The sequence below is a fragment of the Kordia jejudonensis genome (genome assembly GCF_001005315.1).
Lineage (GTDB): Bacteria > Bacteroidota > Bacteroidia > Flavobacteriales > Flavobacteriaceae > Kordia > Kordia jejudonensis.
Genome location: NZ_LBMG01000010.1, coordinates 14,627 through 38,110, shown reverse-complemented (window position 1 = coordinate 38,110; position 23,484 = coordinate 14,627). Strand labels below are relative to the sequence as shown.

23 protein-coding genes are annotated in these 23,484 nt (G+C 34.0%); 11 read left to right on the top strand and 12 right to left on the bottom strand.

Translation table 11 applies throughout. The features are described from left to right. Positions 1–71: 71 nt before the first annotated feature. Together AA089_RS07300 and AA089_RS07295 are read left to right on the top strand one after the other, a co-directional pair. Positions 72–1,040 carry a carbon-nitrogen hydrolase family protein gene (locus AA089_RS07300; RefSeq protein WP_046756280.1) on the top strand — a complete coding sequence of 323 codons (969 nt, stop codon included), beginning with the start codon at positions 72–74 and terminating at the stop codon, positions 1,038–1,040. Positions 1,041–1,148: 108 nt separating this feature from the next. Beyond that, positions 1,149–2,048 carry a pseudouridine synthase gene (locus AA089_RS07295; protein ID WP_046756279.1) on the top strand — a complete coding sequence of 300 codons (900 nt, stop codon included), beginning with the start codon at positions 1,149–1,151 and terminating at the stop codon, positions 2,046–2,048. 35 nt (positions 2,049–2,083) lie between these two features. On the opposite strand, the gene AA089_RS07290 is transcribed toward AA089_RS07295, so the two are convergent. Continuing rightward, the gene (locus tag AA089_RS07290) at positions 2,084–2,848 is read right to left on the bottom strand and encodes a hypothetical protein (RefSeq protein ID WP_046756278.1); all 765 of its coding nucleotides are present in this window, start codon (positions 2,846–2,848) and stop codon (positions 2,084–2,086) included. 383 nt (positions 2,849–3,231) lie between these two features. Here AA089_RS07290 and AA089_RS07285 point away from each other — a divergent pair, with 383 nt between their 5' ends. From AA089_RS07285 to AA089_RS07275, 3 genes are read left to right on the top strand one after another with little or no spacing between them, the layout of a single operon-like run. Then, entirely contained in the window at positions 3,232–3,405 is a 174-nt protein-coding gene (locus AA089_RS07285) for a hypothetical protein (RefSeq protein WP_156168942.1), read from the top strand. A gap of 30 nt (positions 3,406–3,435) precedes the next feature. Further along, the gene (locus tag AA089_RS07280; RefSeq protein ID WP_156168941.1) at positions 3,436–5,394 is read left to right on the top strand and encodes a tetratricopeptide repeat-containing sensor histidine kinase; all 1,959 of its coding nucleotides are present in this window, start codon (positions 3,436–3,438) and stop codon (positions 5,392–5,394) included. A gap of 10 nt (positions 5,395–5,404) precedes the next feature. Continuing rightward, positions 5,405–6,070, top strand: a complete 666-nt coding sequence (locus AA089_RS07275; protein ID WP_046756379.1) for a helix-turn-helix domain-containing protein — start codon at positions 5,405–5,407, stop codon at positions 6,068–6,070. Between the two features lie 74 nt (positions 6,071–6,144). Here the strand turns inward: AA089_RS07275 and AA089_RS07270 are convergent, their stop codons facing one another. The 7 genes from AA089_RS07270 to AA089_RS07240 all read right to left on the bottom strand — a co-directional run bounded on the left by AA089_RS07270 (position 6,145) and on the right by AA089_RS07240 (position 14,280). After that, positions 6,145–6,867, bottom strand: coding sequence for a hypothetical protein (locus AA089_RS07270; protein ID WP_156168940.1), 723 nt, complete (start codon positions 6,865–6,867; stop codon positions 6,145–6,147). 62 nt (positions 6,868–6,929) lie between these two features. Beyond that, the gene (locus tag AA089_RS07265) at positions 6,930–8,327 is read right to left on the bottom strand and encodes a mannosyltransferase (RefSeq protein ID WP_046756274.1); all 1,398 of its coding nucleotides are present in this window, start codon (positions 8,325–8,327) and stop codon (positions 6,930–6,932) included. Beyond that, on the bottom strand, positions 8,324–9,829 hold the full coding sequence (locus AA089_RS07260) for a cellulose synthase family protein (protein WP_046756273.1): 1,506 nt from the start codon (positions 9,827–9,829) through the stop codon (positions 8,324–8,326). The genes AA089_RS07265 and AA089_RS07260 overlap by 4 nt, the downstream gene beginning before the upstream one ends. Continuing rightward, complete coding sequence (locus tag AA089_RS07255; RefSeq protein WP_046756272.1) at positions 9,830–10,516, bottom strand: glycosyltransferase family 2 protein; 687 nt, start codon at positions 10,514–10,516, stop codon at positions 9,830–9,832. It lies immediately after the preceding gene. A 226-nt stretch (positions 10,517–10,742) separates the two neighbouring features. Further along, the gene (locus tag AA089_RS07250; RefSeq protein WP_046756271.1) at positions 10,743–11,219 is read right to left on the bottom strand and encodes a toxin-antitoxin system YwqK family antitoxin; all 477 of its coding nucleotides are present in this window, start codon (positions 11,217–11,219) and stop codon (positions 10,743–10,745) included. A 112-nt stretch (positions 11,220–11,331) separates the two neighbouring features. After that, positions 11,332–12,921 carry a 4Fe-4S binding protein gene (locus AA089_RS07245; protein WP_046756270.1) on the bottom strand — a complete coding sequence of 530 codons (1,590 nt, stop codon included), beginning with the start codon at positions 12,919–12,921 and terminating at the stop codon, positions 11,332–11,334. Positions 12,922–12,930: 9 nt separating this feature from the next. Continuing rightward, a complete protein-coding gene (locus AA089_RS07240) occupies positions 12,931–14,280 on the bottom strand; it encodes an NAD(P)/FAD-dependent oxidoreductase (protein ID WP_046756269.1) in 1,350 nt (449 codons plus the stop codon). Positions 14,281–14,548: 268 nt separating this feature from the next. Here AA089_RS07240 and AA089_RS07235 point away from each other — a divergent pair, with 268 nt between their 5' ends. From AA089_RS07235 to AA089_RS07215, 5 genes are all read left to right on the top strand, one after another. After that, positions 14,549–15,265: a DUF547 domain-containing protein gene (locus AA089_RS07235; RefSeq protein ID WP_046756268.1), complete on the top strand. Its 717-nt coding sequence runs from the start codon at positions 14,549–14,551 to the stop codon at positions 15,263–15,265. Between the two features lie 130 nt (positions 15,266–15,395). After that, a complete protein-coding gene (locus tag AA089_RS07230; protein ID WP_046756267.1) occupies positions 15,396–16,325 on the top strand; it encodes a hypothetical protein in 930 nt (309 codons plus the stop codon). 36 nt (positions 16,326–16,361) lie between these two features. Beyond that, entirely contained in the window at positions 16,362–17,366 is a 1,005-nt protein-coding gene (locus tag AA089_RS07225; RefSeq protein ID WP_046756266.1) for a glycoside hydrolase family 113, read from the top strand. A gap of 7 nt (positions 17,367–17,373) precedes the next feature. After that, the gene (locus AA089_RS07220; protein WP_053002261.1) at positions 17,374–18,141 is read left to right on the top strand and encodes a hypothetical protein; all 768 of its coding nucleotides are present in this window, start codon (positions 17,374–17,376) and stop codon (positions 18,139–18,141) included. A 2-nt stretch (positions 18,142–18,143) separates the two neighbouring features. After that, positions 18,144–19,406 carry a BamA/TamA family outer membrane protein gene (locus AA089_RS07215; RefSeq protein ID WP_046756265.1) on the top strand — a complete coding sequence of 421 codons (1,263 nt, stop codon included), beginning with the start codon at positions 18,144–18,146 and terminating at the stop codon, positions 19,404–19,406. 181 nt (positions 19,407–19,587) lie between these two features. Here AA089_RS07215 and AA089_RS23595 read toward each other — a convergent pair whose 3' ends face one another. After that, a complete protein-coding gene (locus tag AA089_RS23595) occupies positions 19,588–20,508 on the bottom strand; it encodes a T9SS type A sorting domain-containing protein (RefSeq protein ID WP_053002259.1) in 921 nt (306 codons plus the stop codon). 345 nt (positions 20,509–20,853) lie between these two features. On the opposite strand from AA089_RS23595, the gene AA089_RS07205 reads away from it, so the two are divergent. Next, positions 20,854–21,321 carry a RidA family protein gene (locus tag AA089_RS07205; RefSeq protein ID WP_046756264.1) on the top strand — a complete coding sequence of 156 codons (468 nt, stop codon included), beginning with the start codon at positions 20,854–20,856 and terminating at the stop codon, positions 21,319–21,321. A 211-nt stretch (positions 21,322–21,532) separates the two neighbouring features. On the opposite strand, the gene AA089_RS07200 is transcribed toward AA089_RS07205, so the two are convergent. The 3 genes from AA089_RS07200 to AA089_RS07190 form a co-directional block, all read right to left on the bottom strand. Beyond that, positions 21,533–21,748, bottom strand: coding sequence for a hypothetical protein (locus tag AA089_RS07200; protein WP_156168939.1), 216 nt, complete (start codon positions 21,746–21,748; stop codon positions 21,533–21,535). 122 nt (positions 21,749–21,870) lie between these two features. Then, positions 21,871–22,641, bottom strand: a complete 771-nt coding sequence (locus tag AA089_RS07195) for a TIGR04283 family arsenosugar biosynthesis glycosyltransferase (RefSeq protein ID WP_046756262.1) — start codon at positions 22,639–22,641, stop codon at positions 21,871–21,873. Next, complete coding sequence (locus AA089_RS07190) at positions 22,634–23,482, bottom strand: DUF547 domain-containing protein (RefSeq protein WP_046756261.1); 849 nt, start codon at positions 23,480–23,482, stop codon at positions 22,634–22,636. Before AA089_RS07190 ends, AA089_RS07195 begins: the two co-directional genes overlap by 8 nt. Between the last annotated feature and the right edge of the window lie 2 nt (positions 23,483–23,484).

Below are 23,484 nucleotides of genomic sequence, written 5' to 3'. Positions count from 1 at the left end.
ATGTTCAAGAATTTTTTACGTTTCATTGAAAGCATCAGCAAAAATATCGTCAAACTATAAAAAATAAATCTATGTCATCTTCACATGAATTAAAAGTTGCCTTAGCGCAAATTGCTCCAGTTTGGTTAGATAAATCAAAAACATTAGACAAAATAAAACAGCAAATTCTTGACGCAAGTCAACAAAATTGTGAACTTATCGTTTTTGGAGAAGCACTATTGCCAGGCTATCCGTTTTGGGTTGCTAATACCAACGGCGCTGCATTCAATTCAACGACGCAGAAAGAAATTCATCGTCATTATGTGCAAAATTCAATTCAAGTAGAAAAAGGCGATTTAGATGCAGTTTGCAATTTGGCTAAAGAGCATAACATTGCTATTTATTTAGGTTTAATGGAACGCGCAGCAGATCGTGGTGGGCACAGTATTTACTGTTCGTTGGCATACATAAATCAAGCAGGAAGCATTGAATCGATGCACAGAAAACTAATGCCAACGTATGAAGAACGACTCACGTGGGCAAGCGGTGATGGAAATGGTTTGCGAGTGCATCCATTAAAAGATTTTACCGTTGGCGGACTCAATTGTTGGGAAAACTGGATGCCGTTACCAAGAGCAGCTTTGTATGGAATGGGCGAAAATTTGCACATTGCAGTCTGGCCAGGAAGCGAAGCTAATACCAAAGATATTACACGATTTATAGCCCGCGAATCACGTTCCTACGTAATTTCTGTGTCTAGTTTGATGCGTAAAAGTGATATTCCTTCCAATATTCCGCATGTAGACGAAATATTGAACAATGTACCTGACGAACTCGCAAATGGAGGATCGTGTATTGCAAGTCCTGATGGCGAATGGTTAATTCCGCCAGTATTGCACAAAGAAGGTTTAATTATTGCTACGCTCGATTTTAATCTCGTTTTAGAAGAACGACAAAACTTTGATGCTGTCGGACATTATTCGCGCCCAGATGTGACACAATTGACTCTAAACAGAGAACGTCAACGTACAATTAAAATTAACGATTCGTTTAGTAGTTGATGCTGAATGCATTATCTTTTCTAATACTATAAAACGAATAATTGAACTTAGATTCGTTTATCATAAATTAAAAAGTATCTTTGCGCAAAATTTATAGCATTAAGTACAATGGCAAAAGAAAGACACGGAAAGAGCAAAGCGAAGTCAGGCAGTAAAGATCCTGGAGGAAAAAAGCCTTTCAAGAAAAACAAAACTTCTGAGGAAAAACAATCTTTTCAAGGAAAGAAGCCTTTTGATCTAAAAAAGCCAAATTACAGAAAGAAATCAACAGCTCCAAAAGCGAAATCATCAAGCAATCCGAATGAAATTCGTTTAAACAAGTATATTTCAAATTCAGGTATTTGCTCACGTCGTGAAGCAGATATGCATATTTCTATCGGAAGCGTAACGGTTAATGGAAAAGTAATCACAGAAATGGGTTATAAAGTTCAGTTGACTGATGAAGTTCGTTTTGATGGACGTATTATAAATCCTGAAAAAATAGAATATGTATTACTCAACAAACCAAAAGGTTTCTTAGTGACTACAAAGGACGAAAAAGATCGTAAAACAGTGATGGATTTGGTGGCAGCCGCTACAAAATCTAGAATTGTACCTGTAGGACGTTTAGAGCGTCAATCAACCGGTTTGCTGTTGTTTACCAATGATGGTGAGTTGGCAAGAAAATTGACAGATCCGAATCAGAAAGTTCGTAAAATATACCATGTAGAGTTGGATAGAAATTTGAGTCAAGCAGATTTCAACAAAATAAAAGATGGTGTCAATATTCGAGGAGATGTGTATGAAGTTGATGAAATTTCTTGGATTCAAGGTGCTTCAAAACGTGAAGTTGGCATCAAGCTCAGCACAGGAAGTAATGGATTGGTAAAAGCTATTTTTGAACATTTGTCGTATACTGTTGCTCGGTTAGATAGAGTAGTTTTTGCGGGATTAACGAAGAAAGATTTACCGCGAAGTAATTGGCGACATTTGACAGCTCAGGAAGTCATAAATTTAAAAAACTTATAAAGGAAAGCCTCTCAATTTTGGGAGGTTTTTTTAGTTTAAAACGATTCACAAATATACTTTCGAATCATATATGGAGTTATTTTTTTCAATGTCTTTCCAGTTTCGGGATGTAATCCAAATGAACTAAAAAACTCTAATTGTCCACTTACAGACTTTTGATACCATAAATTTTCACTTCCATCAGGATTAAAAAAAGTGTAATTACAATCAGGTGTTACTTTTTGAAAACCCTTAATCCGTTCATGTTTGTAGAGCTTTAAATTTTTCATTCCGTACTTATCTACGTCAAAAGGTACTTCTACATAATGAGTATCATTCCAAATCATCCACCGTTGCCGATTAACTGCATACAACCCAAAATAGAGTAAAAAAATAAGCGAACAGAAAATGAGTGTTACCTTATTTTTATGAATTACAATTTTCAATTTTTCTCCAAAAGAAGTTGGTTCGGGTTTTACTGTTTTTGCGGTCTTTACAGGAGCACTAATTTTATGTTCCGTTACTGAGAACGTTTCTGCTTGTACATCATTTTTAATTACAAACTCTTCATAATTTTTATAGCCCAAATAGCAACAAAGACAGTTGGCTACAGCGCTTTTCAGCTCTAGATTTTCAGTAGCTTTCAACGCTAAATTATACTTATTTCGCAGGCTTTTTTCATGATATTGAAATCGACATTCTTCCAACATATAATCTGAAATTTTTTTAGCTAATGCGGTAACTGACATATTTACACCAGTTGCTGTTTTTGCTTCTTCTCTTGCTTTCTTAAAAGCACTTAATACTAATTCTCTATGCATGATTTGTAGTTTTAGGTTTCTTTTTTTAACAAAGCGTCAATTAGAATTACATAGAAAAATACAGGGAAATAACTTTCCCTAAACTTTCCCAAACTCTTCCCTAAACCTTCCATTAATTCCAGCAAATCCTCAGTTAATTTGCTTCAGAAATATTTCTCAAACTGAGGTTTTAATCAACTTGATCTCCTGCATTATACTCGGTTTATTCTTGAGATAAGAAGCAATAGGACGGCTCCTGGAAGTAGCTACTCTATTTGTTATTGTCTCTACACTTCCCAAAACACAAGAAAACGGCGCCTTTTCTATTTCGATGCGTTGCTGCACATGAATACCTGAGTATTTCTCGGACAGCAACACTTATGTCCAATTTTAATTCTAACAAAATGAAAAAATTCAGCTTAATAATACTTACGGTTTTCCTCAATGCGGCAATATTTTCTTGCACACCGACCTCAATTGCAGAGGACGAAATACAATTTGAACAACAAGCAACCGAAGGCGATGATGGAGAAGTCTCTGATGGAGGAGATCCACCAACAAAGGGAGACGGATCATAATTGTAATGATATTTTTACTATTTTAGAAGGATGAAACTACTACCAGTGACATCCTTCTTTTTATTTGTATTAGGAATGACCTTTTTTGTCTCTTGTGATGATAAAGTAACTACTGAAAAGCCTGTGTTTGCGCCTATTATCATTCAGCATGAAGATTCTGCGGCTATATATTTAAAGAAAAGAGAATATCAAAAAGCCGTTTTATTCCAAAAGAAAGCACTTAAAGAAGCACTTAAATTAAAAGACTCAATTTCTATACAATTTGAGTATTCTAGTCTATCTCATCTTTATGAAAATCAAAAAATGTATGATTCTGCATTTGCATATTCAGACAAATATTATGCATTTTCTGGAAAAATGAAAGATAGTTTTGGAATGGCGAAGGCTTTACATCGTAAAGGCTTTATTAAGAAAAGTATCGGGAATTTTGAATTAGCCTATAAAAACTATACCTCTTCAAAAGAATTATTTCTAAAAATTGGAGATGCAAAAGAAGTTGCTAATACGCTCTTGGCTATATCTGAACTTGAAAAAAAAATAGGAAGTTTTGGAGAAAGTCAGTCATCAGCATTAGAAGGATTAAAATATATTGAAAATACTTCTGAATATATACTCAAAAGTAAGCTTTACTATAGCATTGCTGTTTCTGCAAAAGAGCAGGGAGATTTAGCTACCGCGGAACATAGAATAAATCAAGCATTAAATTTAGTGAAAGCTCCAGAAGTTATTAAAAAAATAAAATTAAAAACTTTAATTGACTACAATAATACAAAGGCAAATATTCTTAAAGAAAAAGAATTATATGATGAGGCAATAAAAGTTTACGAAGATTTATTAGTAAATAAAAGAGACAAACTGTCTGAACAACAAATAGCACGTATTAATGGGAATTTAGCACATGCTATTTATAAGCAAAAGGGATATAATGAGAATTCTAATTCATTATTAATGAAATCTTTAGCTGTTAATAAAAAGTTAGGATATAAATCGGGTTTACATTCAATTTATTTAAAATTAGCGCAGTTATATAAAGAATACAACAAACCTAAAGCTATTGAATATATTAATGAATCTATTTTTTATGCTAGAGGATTAGAAAATAAAAATGCAGTAAGTGAAGCATTAGCAACAAGAATGGATATTAGTTTCAATGTTAGTGATTTTCATGAATATCAAAACATAAGAAAAAGAATTAAGCAAAAAGAGTATACAATGCAGAGTTTGATTGCGAATGTGAAATTTGACTTTGATTCCTCAGAAAAGAAAAGACTTGCGGCAGAACGGAAAGAACTAGAAACAAGTAGAGCTGCTGAAAAAACAAAAGCAGGTAATTTACTTTTATTGCTTACGCTGCTTATACTAATTATAGCAACCTACTTCATCTACCAAAAAATAAAACGTCGTCATAAAATTGAAAAAGTAAAAACAGTTCACAATACAGAAGTACGTATTTCTGCGAAAGTACACGACGAACTCGCCAATGATATTCATAATTTGTTGGCAAAATTAGAAACATCTGATCCAGATAAAGAAAATGTATTGGACAAATTAGAAATGATTTATCACAATGCACGCGATATTTCTAAGCAAAATAGAAGTGTAGAAACTGGTAAAGAATTCCCTGATGAATTGATCAATTTGTTTACTAGTTACCAATCTGATACCGTAAATGTGATTCTAAAACGCTATGATGAAACTATTTGGAACGGAATTTCTTCACATGTCAAAATTACCTTATATCGAGTACTGCAAGAATTGTTGACCAATACGAAAAAGCACAGCAATGCTACGCTTGTGGCGGTTTCTATAGAAAAAAAGAAAAAAGAATTATTGATTCAATTTTCGGATAATGGAGATGGTTTTTCAGAAAAAATTTCCAAGGGAGGACTTAAGAATGCGGAAAACCGTATTCATGCAATTAAAGGAAAACTTACTTTTGATACAGAATTTCATCAAGGATGTAAGTTTAATATCAATGTTCCATTATGATAGATTGCCTATGTTTACTAAAGTATTAATTGCCGAAGATATGGATGACATCAATACAGGTGTCCTAACTGCACTTTCCGAATTGGAAATCGCTACAATTGACCAAGCTCAGTATTGTGATGATGCTGATCTAAAAGCCAGAAAAGCTCGCAAAGACAATGCGCCGTACCAATTGTTAATCACAGATTTATCTTTTAAAGAAGATCACAGAAAACAACAATTAACTTCTGGAGAAGAGTTACTCATAAAAATAAAAGAAGATCAACCAGACATTAAAGTAATTGTATATTCCGTGGAAGATAAACTACAACGTGTACGTAGACTTTTCAACAAGCATAAAATTGATGCGTATGTGTGTAAAGGTCGTAAAAGTTTAAAAGAACTAATCAAAGCTATCAAAGCCGTTTCAAATGGAAAAACGCATCTTTCTCCTGAAGTAAAAATAGCGTTGAGCAATAAAAAGAATATGGAAATCGATGATTACGACATTGGATTGCTAAAATTACTTTCTCAAGGAATGAATCAAGATGAAATTGCAGAAGATTTACGCGAACGCAGCATTTCGCCAAATAGCTTAAGTACCATAGAAAAGCGTGTAAGTAAGCTTAAAATTTACTTCAAAGCCAACAATGCTGTGCATTTAATAGCTAATGCAAAAGATTTAGGTTTGATCTAAAAAAACAAAAAATCCGTTACTTTCTGTGCAAAACATTTGAAACGGATTTTTGTTATAGGATGTCGTATCTTTTGCTAAATAGACGCTAAATAGGTTATCAATTTCGCAAAATCTTCTTGTCTTTTTAATTTTAAATTTTCAGACTTTATATATTTTTTAATTTCCTCTTTCTTAGCTGGAAATAACTTCAAAATAGCTTTCTTTTTTGGATCAACTTGTACTGGTTTGGCACCATCTTTCACAATATAATAGCGATCGTATTGTGTAAATTTTGCCGCTCTATCTGCCTGATTTGCTGTTAATGCCTTCTCATTAGGAGAAAACACACATTTTTTTCGGAGTAATAAAGAAATATTTTCCTGTTCACTCAATACCAAAAAATAACCTTCTTCTTCGTATCCTTCTTCAGTATTATATTTGAATAATTTTAAAGTTTCATTTCCAAATTCAACTCTAGAATTTTCTACTTTTCTCAATGCGCCAGTTTCTTCTCCATCTTCAGTAAGTAGTTCAATTTCATCACTATAAGTGTTAAATCTCACCATTAATTGTCCATACGATTTATCTCCAATAAAAAATGTTCCTACTTTATATTTTTCATACAAATACGGACTTCCTTTTACATTATCCCAATCAATTTCATACGGATCTTTTTCTTTTTGATTTAAAAAATCTCGGAGTTTATCATAAATCTGTGACGTACTTTCAAACTCTCTCGGTGCGCCACTAATTTGTGCAAATAATGAAGCACTAAACATGAATAAAAAGGCTATTGGTAACAGTCGTACTATTTTCATAACAAAATAAAATATTGGTTTCACTATAAAATTACTGAAAAAAAGTGAAGAAAATCAGCGATTTAAGAAGAAAGTAGTGGTTTTTTCTTCGTCTGATTCCAAATTTCGTACACTATAAAACCATATACAACGACATATTCAAATGCTACAAACGCTAAATTTTCTGCATAACCTTCATTTCTATATGCGGTATAACTAAAAATGATCATAAATGACCAAACAACCGTAAAACGATAATTGGTAAAAACACTCAACACAAGCAAAGTTGCCAAATACCAAGGATGCATGGTTGTCGTCGTAAAAAAGTAAAACGAAAGCCCAAAAAGGAAGGCCGTAATCGTTTTTTGAAAACTTGTATTATTTCGAAATAGACTGATTCCGATAACGAAAAGCAATACGATAATTGGTATAATTTTACCAATAGTAGCAATCATATTCCAACCTACCATTTGATAACCAATCCAGCGTACAATGTAATATATACTTGCGTTGAATTCGAAATTTTGAAACCACAATCCAACAGTCGCTTGATAGTTTTCAATAAATTGTTGAGAAAGAAACGGTAAAAATAAAACGACAATGGTGCCGATGACAATTGCGTAAAAAACAAGCAATTGTAATATTCCTTTCCAAATGGTTGAAAAAGTATTTTTAGAGAATTCTGAAACTGTATGCTTGGTAAACCATTGAAAAAATAGCGGTAGAAAAATCAGCGGAATCAATTTTACAGAAATGGATAATGCCAATACAACGGCTGCCCATTTCCAAAATCCTTTGTGTAACAAATACAAACTCCAAACTAAAAAGAAAATCATAACACCTTCAAAATGTAGATTTCCTGTAAGTTCAATAATAATAAACGGATTCAGAATGTACAACCAAATATTTTTGATAGGAATATTTAAGCGTTCCAATAATTTCTTGCCGAAATACAGCGTTCCAATGTCTGCTGCAATGATGATCATTCGTAAAATGACAACGGAACCTAGGATGCTTTTTCCTGAAAAGAAACCAGCAATTGCAAAACACAATTGATTTATAGGCGGATAATTGGTGTAATGTGAAGCACTCAAATTGCCCATTCCGTCAAATAATTCTTGCGCTTCCGCGATTGGTGCCGTTCCAGAAGCCATCAAATCGTTTGGCAAGTACAAATACGGATTCCAGCCAGCAATGAGCATTCTTCCATCCCAAATAAAACGGTAAAAATCTTGTGATAAGTTTGGAATACTTCCTGCAAAAACCAATCTCAGCACAATGGCAATTCCCGTAAGGAACATAAAATTGGACTTTTCTAACGTAATCAATCCAAGAAAACTTAGAAAAGCAATACTGTATACCGAAATTAAAATGGTAACATCAGTTCGAATTAATGGATAGCCAATGTAGTAGTATACAAAGGCGCTGAGAAGCACAAGTACAATGGAAATTTTGTGATATTTCGCTGCGGAAGCAATCACACTTTGGAACGAATCGAATTAAAAAACACAAAGGCAAAGCCTAAGAATAACATTAAGTGAAACGGAAATAATCCGAAGTCATTTAACGGATATGCGCTGTACATTCCGAACAAAAAATAGATCATTAAAAACGCTTCAATAATCGTATTTGTTGAAATTTTCTTTTTGATGTATTTGTTGTTTTTCCAAGAATCTTTCAACGTTTTAATGTTGAATTTTGGTGTTCGTACAAATTCACTTCGTTTTCCCATATGACCTTCCAACACGGCAACTGAGTTGTGAACGGAAAATCCCATCGCTACAGAAAAAAAAGTAAAAAACATCTTTATATAATCTATAAAATTTAGGAAACCGCCACCTTGTACGCGTTTGTATGGAAACCAAAAACACACGAAAAATATGATGGTACTAATGATAAAGAAACTTGAAATGGTAAAGTAAATTTCTAAATGTCCGTAGGTGTTTTTGATGTATAACATGGGAATGCTCAACACGCCAACAATCAACACATTTAAAAACATGGTACTATTGAGTAAGTGTAAAATTCCGTGAATTTTTGTTTTAAAAGAGATGTTTTTTGAAAAAATAACTCGCTTTATCATTTTTCGGAAATTCTCTGCGCCACCTTTATTCCAGCGGAATTGTTGCGAACGTGCCGCACTAATCACTACAGGCAATTCGGCAGGCGTTTCTACATCTTCTAAATACTTAAACTTCCAGTTTTTCAACTGTGCGCGGTAACTCAAATCTAAATCTTCGGTTAAGGTGTCGCCTTCCCAGTTTCCCGCGTCAATAATGCAGGTTTTACGCCAAATTCCGGCAGTTCCATTAAAGTTGATAAAATGTCCTTTAGAATTTCTCCCTACTTGTTCTAGCGTAAAATGTGCGTCGAGCGCGAATGCCTGAATCTTGGTTAACAATGAATAATCGCGGTTTATATGTCCCCAACGTGTTTGTACCACGCCGATTTCTTCATCTTTAAAATACGGAATCGTTTGTTTGAGCCAATCTTTTTTCGGCAAGAAATCAGCATCAAAAATAGCAATGAATTCTCCTTTGGCGTCAACTAAGCCTTCTTTCAATGCACCAGCTTTAAAACCTGTACGATCTTCACGACGAATGTGTAAAATATCAAGTCCTTTTGCTTTGAGTTCGTTAATTTTTTCAGCTGTAGAAAGTACGGATTCATCTGTGGAATCGTCTAACACTTGAATTTCAAGTTTCTCGGTTGGATAATCGATTTCAGCAATATTATCGAGCAAACGTTCCATAACATACAATTCGTTGTACACAGGAAGCTGAATAGTTACATACGGAACTTCATTTGGATTGTTTAAATCAAACTTTGGGCATGTATCTTCATTCTTTTTTGCTTTCAAGTAATTGACTAACAAGTTCAACTGTGCCAAACTGTACATTAAAATCAGTATCAGCGCAATTGAATATATTGCCATTATAAAAAAAGACAACGCTAGTTTAAAAAACTCTGCATCAAATTCCATCTATTTAAAACTATATTTAAAAATCCAACCTAAAATTTTTACGCCAGCAAATATAGTACCTTTTACGGTTCCTGAAACTTTTGAGACGCCAATTCTCTTCTTATATTTTACAGGAACTTCTGTGTATGATAATTTCTGTTTCAATGCTTTGAGCTGCATTTCTACCGTCCAGCCATAAGTTTTGTCTTCCATTTGCAACTGTAAAAGCTTCTGGTATTTTATAGCTCTAAATGGACCTAAGTCTGTAAATTTAGCGCCAAAAAATAGTTTCATCAAAAAGGTAGCAAGCCAGTTTCCGAAGACTTGTTGTGGTGTCATGGAACCGTCTTCGCGTAATTTTTTTACTCTTGAACCAATAACAAAATCGATATCATCTTCAATAATTGGGGCAACTATTTTTGTCAATTCTTCTGGATAATCGGAATAATCGCCATCCAAAAACACTAAAATATCAGGTTTTACATGTTGATTAGCAATGTATTCCATTCCTTTTAAACAAGCATATCCATAGCCTTTTTGGGGTTCTTTTAAAACTGTTGCACCAGCCGTTTGTGCATTTAGTTCAGTATTATCTGTTGAATTATTGCTGACCACAATAACTTCCGTTACATTTTTTGGTATTTCCTGTATCACATTCGCAATAGAATCCTCTTCATTGTATGCAGGAATAATGACTTTTATAATCATATTATTTTACTTCTGTTTTGTCATTCCTGTGCAGGCAGGAATCTATATTTAATTCAAAGTGGATTCCGCATCAAGTGCTGAATGACACATCTTCTCAGTTTTAGTTTTTTTTTGGTATTTCTAGTTTTAAAAGGAGTTTTCGATAGATCCTAAATCAAGTTCAGGACATTCGAACTGACGTTTTGTTGAAAACCCAAGACCCAAGACCCAAAACCAAAAAACCAATCTACCTCAAATCCCAAACACTATTTTCTTTTTTAAAACTCTTCAAATCTGTCCACTCGCCAATTTTTTTGCCGTTTTTATACTTTTCAGCGCTTACGAGTTCTTCATTTTTATATCGTAAACAGTATCCATTTTTTTGATTGTTTTTCAATTGGCATTTATGATTTACTTTTTCATTTTCATCATAAAAAAGCCACCATTTACTTTTTACACCTTTCACATAATGTCCTTCGCGTAGCTTCGTTTTATTTTCGCGATAAAAGTACCAATATTTGTTTGGTTTCCCATTTTTGAAACTACCTTCTTTTTGCACAACACCATTTTCGTAATAAAACTTCCAATAGTTGGTTTTGATATTATTTTTCATCCAACCTTCTTCCTTCAATTGTCCGTTGTCGTAATAACTTTTATGATATTTTTTTTGTCCGCTTACGCTGAATGTGACGCAGAAACATATAATGATTAATAGGTGTTTCATAATTCTTATTCTATAATTTTGTCATTCCTGCGCAGGCAGGAATCTATATTAATAGTTCTTGGATTCTGCAATAAGTGCGGAATGAAAGTTCTATCTCAATACTAATTTCTCATTACTTATTATCCTCCAACATTTGAAACAAATCAACATCGTTTCCTAACATAACTTCAGGAACTTTGTGACGTGTTGCTCCGTCGTCGCTTCCATTTTCTAATTTTAAAACTCCTCTTGGGCAAACGGCACTACAAATTCCACAACCAACACATGATGATCGCACAATATTTTGTCCTTTTTGTGCATACGCTCTCACGTCAATTCCTTGTTCGCAATACGTAGAACAGTTTCCACAAGAAATACATTGTCCGCCATTCGTTGTAATTCTAAATTTCGATTTGAAACGTTGTACAATTCCCAAATAAGCAGCTAACGGGCAACCGAAACGACACCAAACTCTGTTTCCGAAAATTGGGTAGAATCCTGTTCCGATAACGCCCGCAAAGATAGATCCGATTAAGAATCCGTACGTATCTTGAACGGTTTGTGTTTTGATTCCTAATATCATATCTGCTCCCGTAAAATAGGCGTACAAAGTCATTCCTGTCATTATGATGGCAAAAACCAACACGCCATGAATCAACCAACGTTCTACTTGCCATGATCTTAAGGATTTGTCTGATAATTGTCGGTACGGATCTCCGAGTGTTTCTGCCAATCCACCACAACCACAAACCCATGAACAGTACCAACGTTTTCCAAAGAAATACACCATGACAGGCACGACGACGATCGTTAATAAAATTCCCCAAACAAGGATAAAAATTCCGATAGCGCCACTATTGATTAATTCTTTCAAGTTCCATTGGAAAAAGAAATCATAATCTAGTGGAAACGCATTTTTAAAATCGTACCAAGGCATTTCAAAACTTACCATTATTTCTGGAATCAAGAATGCAAATACAATTTGAAAGAACAATACCGAAGTCGTTCGTAGCATTTGATATTTATTATGACGATATTTTATATACATACGAATTGCCATTACCGTCATTACTGTACAATATAGGAATCCGTATAAAAACCATTGACTTGCCAAATTGCCGCTGATACTTTGACTTATCGGATCTACCAAATAAGTCCAGTTCACAATATAATCAGGGTAGAAGTAGAGCAAAATGTAAAATCCGACAAGGAACACAAAGACAAACCAAGCGATCCAACCTCTATTGGTGGAAGCATTGAGCCAAATTCCATTGTTTTTAATTCCAGGAATTGGTTTCAAGTAGAGTTGTGGAATGATGAAGAGTAAAGCACCAATTATTCCCAAACCGAAGGTTAAAAACCAAAACAATCCTTTATGTTCCTTTACAGGTCCTGAACCGACATCTTTGGCAATTTCGTATGAAAAACTGTGTGGTTTATTCCAAATTACTTTGTCCCACTCGCTATTTGCTTTGTGTTTTTCATTCGCGTCAGCAATGGCAGTTGTAATGTTTGATGAAAAAGAAAACGGATTTGAAAATTCTTTGTCAACTGTGGTTGCTTTTAAATCTTCAATAAACAATTCGCTTTTAATGCCTTTGTTTTTGACAATTTCGTCAAATTTTTCAGCGTTCAGTTCGTATGAACCTACAAATGGAAGTATGGTAAAAATGGCGAGTCCTACTAATAGTAAACTCAATCCTATATGTTGTAATGTTTTCATAATAGTTGGTTAAGAGAATTGAAAAATACGTTTCCAACTTCTCTTTTTGAGTTGGATATTTGTGTTGTTTTCTTTGTTGAATTGTGCTACGATTTCTTTTTCGTGAAGTTTGTAAAATTCAGGATCAAAATTAGCATCCGCCAAATGTTCCAACACATATGCTACCGAACGTCCTTCGTTGAGCCATGTATCAAAACTGTGATGACGCATGCGAATTCCAAACGTATTAATTCCTAAGAACTTGTTAGTTTCTTTGTGATACGCAATGGTAATGCAGAGATGTTGTTCAGGATGTTTCCAGTGAAAATGCTGTTCATAATCAGGTCGTCCACGTTCGCCAAAAACCCAACCGTAGGTTTGATATTCAATGTCTAAAAACTTCGCTGAATTGAACCAATGCCCAGGATTGTATTCCTTCGGATTTCCGCAAATGGTTTGTGCAACCGTTTCGCCCATCATACGACCTGTATACCAAACGGCTTCAATAGGTCTGCGATTTCCAATAGCTTCATGTTGTTCGGCACAATCGCCAATTGCATAAATGTCAGGAACATTTGTTTCTAATTTTCGATTCACTTTGACGCCACGTCCAATTTCAATATTGGAAGTTTTCAAGAAATCTACATTTGGCGAAACTCCAGCCGTTAATCCGACAACTGTGCATGGAATTTCTTCGCCAGTTTCTTTGATGATTATAGACTTTACTTTTCCGTTTTCGTCTGCTTTTATTTCTTGTAAATTCACGCCCAAGCGTAAATCAATATGATGTTCTTTTATATGTTGATTAATCATTTCTGATTCGCCAGCAGGCAACACGCCATTCCAAAAACTACTTTCACGTACCAAAAAAGTAACTTTAATATCTCTACTTTGAAGCATTTCTGCCAATTCAATTCCGATAAGTCCGCCACCAACAATAACCGCACGTTGACATACTTTATTATTAGGTGCATATGTTTCCAAATTTTCTAAATCTTGCTTGTGATACATACCCATTACGCCGTCTAAATCTTGTCCTGGCCAACCAAATTTGTTCGGTTTTGAACCTGTAGCAATGATTAACTTATCGTAACTCATGGTTTCTCCATTGACAAAAATCAATTCTTTAGAAGCGTCTTTTATCTGTTCCACATATCCTTTTTTAAGTTCGATACGATTCTTTTTCCAAAACCAATTTTCGTACGGTTGTGTATGTTCAAACTTCATATGTCCCATATAAATGTACATGAGCGCAGTACGTGAGAAGAAATATTCCGTTTCAGCGGAGATAATAGTAATCCGTTTATCGGAAAGTTTTCGGATATGTCTGGCAGCCGTAACTCCAGAAATTCCATTTCCTATAATAACAATGTGTTCCATATAAATGCGGTTGGTTTTTTAACTTCCTGTTGTGCAGGAATTGGTTTGTGTCGAGGATTCTGTCGCTAGTAAAGTTAAGAACTTATATTTTGAGTTTGAATTTAGAATAATTATAAATTAAAAATCAATTGTAAGGTTTTAAAGAAAACAACAACTCGTTTTGCGCTTGAAAATCAAATGCATACAGCGAAATTTTTTTTTTGAAAGATTTGTAAGTTCCTAAAAGTTTTGTGGACTTACCCAGCATTACAAATTGAAATTCATACTTATGAAACATATCACAATTACATTTTTAACGGTATTATTTACAACAGTAAGTTTTGCGCAAGATACCGCTACATTTTTTAAAGCTTCAGATGCTTTTTTTAAGGAACATGTAAAAGATGGAAAGGTAAATTATAAAGCCATTAAAAAAAATACAGCCGAATTGGATAAAATTTTAGCGTCTACCAATACGATTTCGGTTGCTAAAAGCGATGCCGAAACGTTTCAAGCATTTTGGATTAATGTGTATAATTTATCAGTAATTAAAGGAATTGTAGAAAATTATCCTGTAAAATCTCCGTTAGATATTAACGGTTTCTTTGATAAAACACAACATGCAGTTGGTGGAAAGAAAATTACGCTAAATGATATAGAACACAAGTTACTACGTGGAAATTTCAACGATGCACGATTTCATTTTGTATTGGTTTGTGCAGGTTTAGGTTGTCCGCCAATCATCGCGGAAGCATATATGCCAAACACTTTAGATTCACAATTAGACAGACAAACGCGAATCGCCTTAAATAACGATGATTTTATCAAGGTAAACGCAAAGAAAAAACGTGTACAATTGTCTGAAATTATGAAATGGTATAAAGAAGATTTTACGCAAAACGGAAATGAAATCGATTTTATCAACAAATATAGAGAAGAAAAAATAGCCGAAAAATCTAAAATTAGCTACTATCCGTACAACTGGAAATTGAATGAAACAAAGTAGCATCTCGACTGCGCTCGATGTGACATTGTAAATTTTAAATGTTGAATTGTAAATAATTTAAAACTCAACATTTAGCATTCAACATCAAACAAGAAATAAAAACTAATTACACTACTAAATACAAACTAACATGAACACTAAAAATTTATTTGTAACCATACTTGCCTTATTATTTGTAGGCGTCTCTTTTGCACAAGATCAAGATCAAGATGATGATACGGCAGATCAAAAAAATAATATTCAGGAGTTTACACCTTCAAAATTATTGAAAAAAGGACAATGGGATATAAAATTTTTCAATAGTATTTACACACAAACCGAACGAACCGATGCAGGAAATAATTCGGTAACAATTCCGAGAGAAACGTTTTTTACAAACACAACAGAAATTTACACAGGAATTAGTGATAATAGACGTGTAAATATTGGATTTATTTTTCAAGTACGATCAAATACATTTGGTGGCGCTGGCGCTTTAGACGTATTGCAATTTAAAGATAATGACAATGCTAGAAGCGGATTAACGACGATTGCGCCTTCTATTCGTGTACAACCTTTCAAAAATATTTCGAACTTCTCTTTTACAAGTTCTGTGTATTTACCAATCTTTAAAGACAAAGCAAATGCACCATATTTAGACAAACGAAGTGTATTTTGGGAAACTAAATTTTTCTACGATAAAACTTTCGGGCAAGACAAATGGCAGTTATTTACACAAGCTGATTTTGGATTCAATTTTGGAGAAAAAGGTAGCGATGCAGATCCAAACTCAGCGAACATAAGCGAGCGTTTTGCAAACAACAGTTTATTTTTACCATTGGCGGTATTTTTAAGCTACTTTCCAACGCCTGAGTTAACGTTTTATGGAAATACAAAACAAGCTTTCTTAATTGATTTAGGAAACGATTTTGCACAAAATTCAACCTCATTAGGAATTGGAAGTAAGTATCAATTAACAGATGTATTGAACGTAGAAGCGTCATTTGACAAATTTGTAAGAGGAAATAATTTTCAAGGATTAGGACAAACTTTTAGCATAGGTTTAAGAGCCATTTTTTAATAATAATAGTACATTAGAAGTCTAAAAAAATCATTGATGAAATGTAGACTTCTTTTCGTATGTGTTGGCTTATTGTTGTTTTCATGCACAAGTCAGTCCCAAAAAATGAATGGTGTAAGTTTTGTAGCGGCTCCAAACGCTATTGATCAAACGAATATTGATCCTGTCATAAAGCTTCACGCAAATTATGCCGCAATCATGCCATTTGGTTTTATGAAAAAATTGGCGGCAACTGAAATCATTCACAATACGGATCGACAATGGTTTGGTGAAACCAGAAAAGGAGCAAAGCAATATGCGGAACTCTTACAAAAAAACAATATCAAAATCATGATTAAGCCGCAAATTTGGGTTTGGAATGGTGAGTTTACAGGGTTCATTACAATGGAAAATGAAGCAGATTGGAAAGCGTTTGAAGCGTCATACGAACGTTTTATTTTAGAATACGCAAGTTTGGCAGAAGAAATCAACGCTGAAATGCTCTGTATTGGTACCGAATTGCACAAATTTGTTGCAGCTCGACCAGCATTTTGGAAGGAGTTTATCGGTAAAGTTCAAAAAGTGTACAAAGGAAAATTAACCTACGCTGAAAACTGGGATTCGTTTGACAAAGTTCCGTTTTGGGAACAACTTGATTTTATAGGAGTTGATGCGTATTTTCCATTGAGTGAAGAAAAAATGCCATCTGTTGAAAGTTTGCAAAAAGGTTGGCAATCACACAAAGAAAAAATGCAAGCGCTTTCCAAAAAGTTAAACCGAAAAGTGATTTTTACCGAATACGGATATCGTAGTGTAGATTACACAGGAAAAGAACCGTGGGATTCAAGCAGAAAAGGAAAAACGCTCAATTTGAAAGCACAAGAAGTTGCTTTGCAAGCCATGTATAATGAATTTTGGAACGAAGAATGGTTTGCTGGCGGATTCATTTGGAAATGGTTTCACAACTATGAAAAATCAGGTGGTTTGAAGGATTTTAATTTTACACCACAAAACAAACCTGCTGAAGAAATCGTTCGGCAGCAATATAAATTACATCAATAATAAACACATGAATACCTTTAAAACAATTGTAACCCAACTTATATATATCACATTGTTTTTTACAATTGTCTCCTGTGTGTCTGATGATGCTTCGGAATCAATTCAGATCGAAAATTCCCCAAGATTATCTCAAATCATAGACAATCAAATCATTGAAACTGGCGCTGTAATTGCTTGTGCGGCAAGTGATATTGACAATTCAGCAATCGTACATGTGTATTATTATTTAGAAGAAGGCGCTACCAATGTGCAGTTTTTTGAAACGAATACCCTAAATGTTGATCAAAATGACTATTCCAATTATAAAAAATTAGCCATTACCTCGCAACCACTTTATGAAGGTTTTATTCAGCAATTTATACGACCTTTTGAGTTGGAACAATGGATAATTATTACTTTTGAACTCAACGGCGAAGTAAAACTTTCCAATCCGATTAGAACTAAAAATATCTCGAAAGCTACCGTTTGGACAGACGATATTACTGTGAATCAGCAAACACCAAAAATGCCAAATTTTACTTGGGAACACAACGCAAATGGCGATAACGAAATATACTTTCAAGTAGTTTCAACGCTTGATAACGGACTGCTTTCAGGAACCTATACATATGATAATCACTTTCAATACTACAACACTTCCAATGTAGTTTTAAACATCACTCCCGAAAATCCACTAATGCTAACAACTGGAAATTCATATAAATTTTTAGTCATGGATGTCAGTGAAGATAATTGGGTAAATACAGTATTTCAGAGTATCTTTATGGCTGAATAGCTATGAAAAAAACAATACTTCTTTTACTATTTTTTTTAATTGCTTCCTACGGATTTGCGCAGGACAATATTGTGTATGATGTAAAATTTCAAGGACAAAAAAAGAACAAAGTTGGCTTTCTGAAAAAATATGTAAGCGTTCGTGCTGGCGATGTATTAGATTCGCTGCAGCTCGAACAAGATGTCATATTATTAAAACGTTTGGCTGGTGTTTCACATGCGTATTACCAAGTATTTCTATCGCATGATAACTTATACAATGTATTTTTTAATATAGAAGAAAACTTTACGCTGATTCCTAATGTGAATGTGTGGACAACTACAAATGAGCAAGTTGCATACAAAGTAGGTTTGTATGATTATAATTTTTTGGGAAGAAATATTGCTTTTGGCGGATTTTACCAAAATAACGGATTTGATTCGTATGGAATCAATTTACGAGCGCCAAATTTGTTTACCCGAAACTTTGGAGTTGCCATCAATCATCAAAATTGGACAAGTGAAGAACCGTTATTTTTTGATGGTGGTTCGGCAAATTACAAATACAGCAATACCTCATTTGAAGTATTGGCGTTGTATCAAATAAATTTCAAACATCGATTGCAATTTGGAGTTAATGTCTTTAAAGAAGAATATAGTTATCTCAATGGAATCACTTCGGATGCCATTCCGCAAAGTTTAGCATTGGACAAGCAAATGTTGAAATTTGTGTATGAATACGACAATTTAAACTACGATTATCAATATGTAGAAGGCATCAAAAACACCTTTTACTTACAATATGTTACGACTGAAAACGATTTTCAAGATAACTTTTTAATTGGTTGGAGCGACTTTTTATATTTTGAACGCGTAGGCGCGAAAGGAAATTGGGCAAACCGTTTCCGATTTGGTGTTGCTTCCAATAATGCAAGTCCGTTTGCACCTTTTTCCGTAGATAATAATTTGAATATTCGTGGTGTAGGAAACATTATTGATCGTGGAACGGCAAGTATGGTGTTAAATTCTGAATATCGTTATACATTGTATGAAAAAGGTTGGTTTATTCTGCAAGGAAACGGCTTTGTAGATGCAGGAACTTGGCGAAATCCAGGTGGCGATTTTGGCGATTTTGTAGAAAGTAGGAATTTCAGAATTTATCCTGGTGTTGGTTTACGATTTATTCACAAACGGATCTTTAACGCAATTTTCCGAATCGATTATGGTTACGGAATTACCAGAAAATCTAGTAGCGGAATTGTCTTCGGAATTGGACAGTATTTCTAATTCTCACGAAAGTGGAAATCTCAGTTGTTAGACCGCTTGTGCTGTTAGAATTTGGATTACTTTGCTTTTAGAGATGTTTCAGTAAAGCTTACATGACGGATCAATATCAAATTAACCAATACATGAAAAACACTTCCTATTGCTGAGAAGTGTCTTTAATTTTTTTTGAAAGAAAAGCTTATTAACGTACGATAAGTTTCTTTATTGTTGATTTTGAACTGTTGTCTTCAAGAATTTTCACTAAGTAAATACCAGCATTTAATGAAGATACATTTAATGTATTGTTCGTAACAGTTGTATTTACAACTTCTTTACCGAGCATATCATAAATTACCACAGAAGTATTTCTATTAGTCAATCCTTGGATAGTCAAAGAAGTTGCTCCATTTAAAGGATTTGGATACAATGAAAAATCTTTACCGATATTATTTTGTGGAGTAGATAATGTACTACTGGACATAAAATTCTCGCTCACGATTAGGTTGTCTACTGTGATTGTTTCATCAGATGAAGAATTTGATTGTCTGAAACAAAAGCTTGTTACTGCTGTTGGTGAAGTTGCAGATCCTAAAATGGATGTATCACTTTCTAACGATGGGTCAATCCATAATTGCGATTGTCCGCTAGTTTCATCATATCTTACTACAATTCTATATGTTACACCAAATGTTAAGTCAGTTGCCCAAGTTGCTTCTGCTGTACTCGAATTAGAAGCAATTCCTATTCTAAAATCCCCTGCTCCAGTTGGAGGAACTACATCTATACGCGCTCTGAAACCAGTACTATTAAAATGTGCAAAATACTCATTATCTGTTCCACTAATTGCCGCTCCGTTCGTAACAGTAATATCAAATCCAGCATATTTTACTGTGGACGTACTTGTAAAAGGAATGTTTACATCTTCCCTAACTCCACTTCCATGTAACATAGAAATTTCCCCGCTAGAGACTTGTATGGCATTTGTTCCCGCACCCGAATGCGACGCCCAAGTTCCGTTGCCTACAAGCGATCCATTCGGATAATCAAAATCTTCATCGATCAAAATTTGACCAAATGAAAGTGAAGTGATAAAAAGGAATACTAAAAAAGTAATTTTTCTCATAAGATTCTTATTATATAATTAGAATTCAAAGTTACGAAAATTGAGAAGGTAACTATATTAAGAATAATTTATTTAAAGATGAAGAAGAAGTTAAGTGTGTTTGTATTATCATCTTTAATAAGATGTAGCCTAGTTTTACATAGTTTTTAAGATAAAATCAAAAAATATTGCTTAGTTCAAAAATGATAATGACATATGTTGCTAAAAATAATGTAAATACAGTTAAAAGAACTGGTTGCTTTGTCGAAATATTTTATCTAAACCATCACAAAAAGTAATATCACTACTAAAAACAGATTCTTGTAAAGATTCCTTAAATTTACGCTCAACTAAAAACCAAATCTTGTGAAAACCATCTTTTCGCTTTGTCTTTTACTTTTATGTTTAGCAAGCTGTCAGACTTCAAACGACAACAATACAACCAACAATGATAGTGGAAAACTAACATTTCATAAATCGCACTTGCCACAACGACAAAATACACCGTTTAGTGCTGCTGTAGAAACGGAAAATTTATTGTTTTTATCGGGTCAAATAGGAAAAGATCACGCAAAAGGAATGTTGGCAACTGGTGGCATTGAAGCCGAAACCAAGCAAGCAATTGAAAATATAAAAGCAGTGTTAGCACAACACAATTCGTCATTAGATCGTGTGGTAAAATGTACAGTAATTCTTTCTGATATCAACGATTTTAAAGCGTTCAATAGCGTGTATGTGCAGTATTTTCCAAACAAACCTGCACGTACAACATTTGCTGCTGGCGGATTGGCCGCCAATGCAAAAATTGAAATTGATGTCATTGCTGCGAAGTAAGAAAATAATATATACTGAAAAGTATAACGAAGCTGTCTGAAAAGCTAAGTTTTCGTCAAGCCGAACTTGATTCGGTTTCTCATCATCATTGAAAATCAGTGTAATGAGATTCTGAATTGATACTGAATCAAGTTCAGCACATAGTTCAGAACGACGTTTTTTTATACTTTTTAGACAGCTTCGTTTTTTTGTTTCTGTTTGTGATTTCGTACTAGCAAGTTGGTTTCCAAGAAGTACAATTTCCACAGTTAGAATAGCTAATTGTCATAGGTCTTGGATCTTGTGGTACAGGCAATGGAATGTCTGGAATTGTCAATACTGTTGATTGTTGCGTAGTTGGCAATCCACCTTTAAGTTGACTTGTTTGCAAATCAGAAATGGTCGATTTTTTTAATTGTAAGCTAGTGTTGATTCTTAATTTTTTCATTTGTTTTCTATTTTTTAATTTCGGCACAAAGAAACGTTCGAATAAAAATTTTTGAAATAGGAAAAACACTAAGTTAGTTCCATATACAACCTTTTCTTTAGGGGAAAATACCTCTCAACTGACTAGCCAGCGATGTGTTTTTGATAATAGGAGTAAAGTTCGTCAGGCGTGGCACCTTTTGATTTTTTAATGTGAATCATCGCAAAATGATATTGCAATTTCCAAGTGCCTCTTTCACGATACTTGCGCGCAGAAGTTTTGACACTTTTTGGAATAATGGTAAATGTTTCTTTTTCATACACACGATTGATAAATTCACAATCTTCATAAATAATATAATCTTCATTGAAACCTTGTAAAGAGTCAAAAAATGACTTTTCAATGAACAATGATTGATCGCCGCCGCGACACCAATTTACATTAAATCGGGTAAAAAATTGAGAAACTAACAATACAGGATGTGGATAATCAAACTTCATGCGGAAACAACCTACTTTATTGCCTTTGGTTATTTCTTTGAGAATGTACGTATCGAAATATTTTGGCGGAATTGTGTCTGCGTGTAAAAAGTATAAAATTTCGTTTGAAGCTTTCTGCGCGCCGAAATTTAGTTGTTTTGCACGTCCTTTTTCAGAAGAAAATAGTTGAATTTGAATCGTAGTATTTTCTGTTTCAAACAACGAATCAATACACCTTTTTTTGTCAAAATGTTGTGCTGCTTGATGTTTTGAAATAAAAGAATTGAGAAGATTTACGGTGCCATCTGAACTTCCGCCATCAATCAATAAAATTTCATGATTTGTACGTTTTATACGTGTCAACAAAGTTTCTAAAAGCGGAATAATGCTGTCAGCTTCATTCAAAATTGGGATGATGATAGAAATACTATTCATTCAAAGTCCAATTGTAATCTTTGTAACTCTTCTTTGCAGTTGCGTTGATTTTGATGTCACTATATTGATTTAAAAAATCGATCAATGAACCATTTTCTTTAAAATCTGAAGCAAACCACTTGAAAATTCTTGAAATTTCAATTGCATCTGCTGTAATCGTATTGTGAGTTTTGTTTGCTAAAAAGTCTTTAGTTACTTTCGTCAATTGTGTTTCTAATTTCGTTTCCGTAAAGGCTACATTCAATAATGGCGGACACGAAAATGATGCGCAATTGATGGCAAAGTGAATTCTGGGTTCGTTCATTTTGCGCAATATGAAATGCTCTATTTCATCCAAATCGTACATTTTATCGCCCAATTGCCACAAACGTTGATGCCAAGGTTTGCGAATATCTTTGATACTTTTTAATGGATAATTTTTTAAAATTAAATCAACGGTCAACGCATTATACGCATTAATCCAATAGGCTAATTTTGCTTCTCGTGTCCAATTTTCCGTCGGTGTATTTTGCTGTAACGAAGTAATATACGTTTGTAAAGTAATATGATCTTTTTGGAAGTCAGTATAGCGCACCTTTCCGTCATCAGTTACGTGTTTTTGGAGTAAATCATTCCAAATTGTATGTTGAAAACTGTCCTTTTTTTGAGTAGTTACGGCAACAGTTTCTTCGTCTTTAAAAGGACCATTAAAGGTAATTTTGTCAAATTCTGAATTTACGGAGTCAATCGCTTTGTTGGATACTCTGGCAACATCATTCATAGAACTTTTTAACACTTCTTGCGCGCCATCACAGGAAATTATCAAGATTGAAATTGTCAAAATATATAGTAATCGCTTCATAA

What these genes read in the sequence shown, in the direction of transcription:
- AA089_RS07300 (WP_046756280.1), top strand. Translation starts at nt 72, where the DNA reads ATGTCATCTTCACATGAATTAAAAGTTGCCTTAGCGCAAATTGCTCCA.
- AA089_RS07295 (WP_046756279.1), top strand. Translation starts at nt 1,149, where the DNA reads ATGGCAAAAGAAAGACACGGAAAGAGCAAAGCGAAGTCAGGCAGTAAA.
- AA089_RS07290 (WP_046756278.1), bottom strand. Translation starts at nt 2,848, where the DNA reads ATGCATAGAGAATTAGTATTAAGTGCTTTTAAGAAAGCAAGAGAAGAA.
- AA089_RS07285 (WP_156168942.1), top strand. Translation starts at nt 3,232, where the DNA reads ATGAAAAAATTCAGCTTAATAATACTTACGGTTTTCCTCAATGCGGCA.
- AA089_RS07280 (WP_156168941.1), top strand. Translation starts at nt 3,436, where the DNA reads ATGAAACTACTACCAGTGACATCCTTCTTTTTATTTGTATTAGGAATG.
- AA089_RS07275 (WP_046756379.1), top strand. Translation starts at nt 5,405, where the DNA reads ATGTTTACTAAAGTATTAATTGCCGAAGATATGGATGACATCAATACA.
- AA089_RS07270 (WP_156168940.1), bottom strand. Translation starts at nt 6,867, where the DNA reads ATGAAAATAGTACGACTGTTACCAATAGCCTTTTTATTCATGTTTAGT.
- AA089_RS07260 (WP_046756273.1), bottom strand. Translation starts at nt 9,829, where the DNA reads ATGGAATTTGATGCAGAGTTTTTTAAACTAGCGTTGTCTTTTTTTATA.
- AA089_RS07255 (WP_046756272.1), bottom strand. Translation starts at nt 10,516, where the DNA reads ATGATTATAAAAGTCATTATTCCTGCATACAATGAAGAGGATTCTATT.
- AA089_RS07250 (WP_046756271.1), bottom strand. Translation starts at nt 11,219, where the DNA reads ATGAAACACCTATTAATCATTATATGTTTCTGCGTCACATTCAGCGTA.
- AA089_RS07245 (WP_046756270.1), bottom strand. Translation starts at nt 12,921, where the DNA reads ATGAAAACATTACAACATATAGGATTGAGTTTACTATTAGTAGGACTC.
- AA089_RS07240 (WP_046756269.1), bottom strand. Translation starts at nt 14,280, where the DNA reads ATGGAACACATTGTTATTATAGGAAATGGAATTTCTGGAGTTACGGCT.
- AA089_RS07235 (WP_046756268.1), top strand. Translation starts at nt 14,549, where the DNA reads ATGAAACATATCACAATTACATTTTTAACGGTATTATTTACAACAGTA.
- AA089_RS07230 (WP_046756267.1), top strand. Translation starts at nt 15,396, where the DNA reads ATGAACACTAAAAATTTATTTGTAACCATACTTGCCTTATTATTTGTA.
- AA089_RS07225 (WP_046756266.1), top strand. Translation starts at nt 16,362, where the DNA reads ATGAAATGTAGACTTCTTTTCGTATGTGTTGGCTTATTGTTGTTTTCA.
- AA089_RS07220 (WP_053002261.1), top strand. Translation starts at nt 17,374, where the DNA reads ATGAATACCTTTAAAACAATTGTAACCCAACTTATATATATCACATTG.
- AA089_RS07215 (WP_046756265.1), top strand. Translation starts at nt 18,144, where the DNA reads ATGAAAAAAACAATACTTCTTTTACTATTTTTTTTAATTGCTTCCTAC.
- AA089_RS23595 (WP_053002259.1), bottom strand. Translation starts at nt 20,508, where the DNA reads ATGAGAAAAATTACTTTTTTAGTATTCCTTTTTATCACTTCACTTTCA.
- AA089_RS07200 (WP_156168939.1), bottom strand. Translation starts at nt 21,748, where the DNA reads ATGAAAAAATTAAGAATCAACACTAGCTTACAATTAAAAAAATCGACC.
- AA089_RS07195 (WP_046756262.1), bottom strand. Translation starts at nt 22,641, where the DNA reads ATGAATAGTATTTCTATCATCATCCCAATTTTGAATGAAGCTGACAGC.
- AA089_RS07190 (WP_046756261.1), bottom strand. Translation starts at nt 23,482, where the DNA reads ATGAAGCGATTACTATATATTTTGACAATTTCAATCTTGATAATTTCC.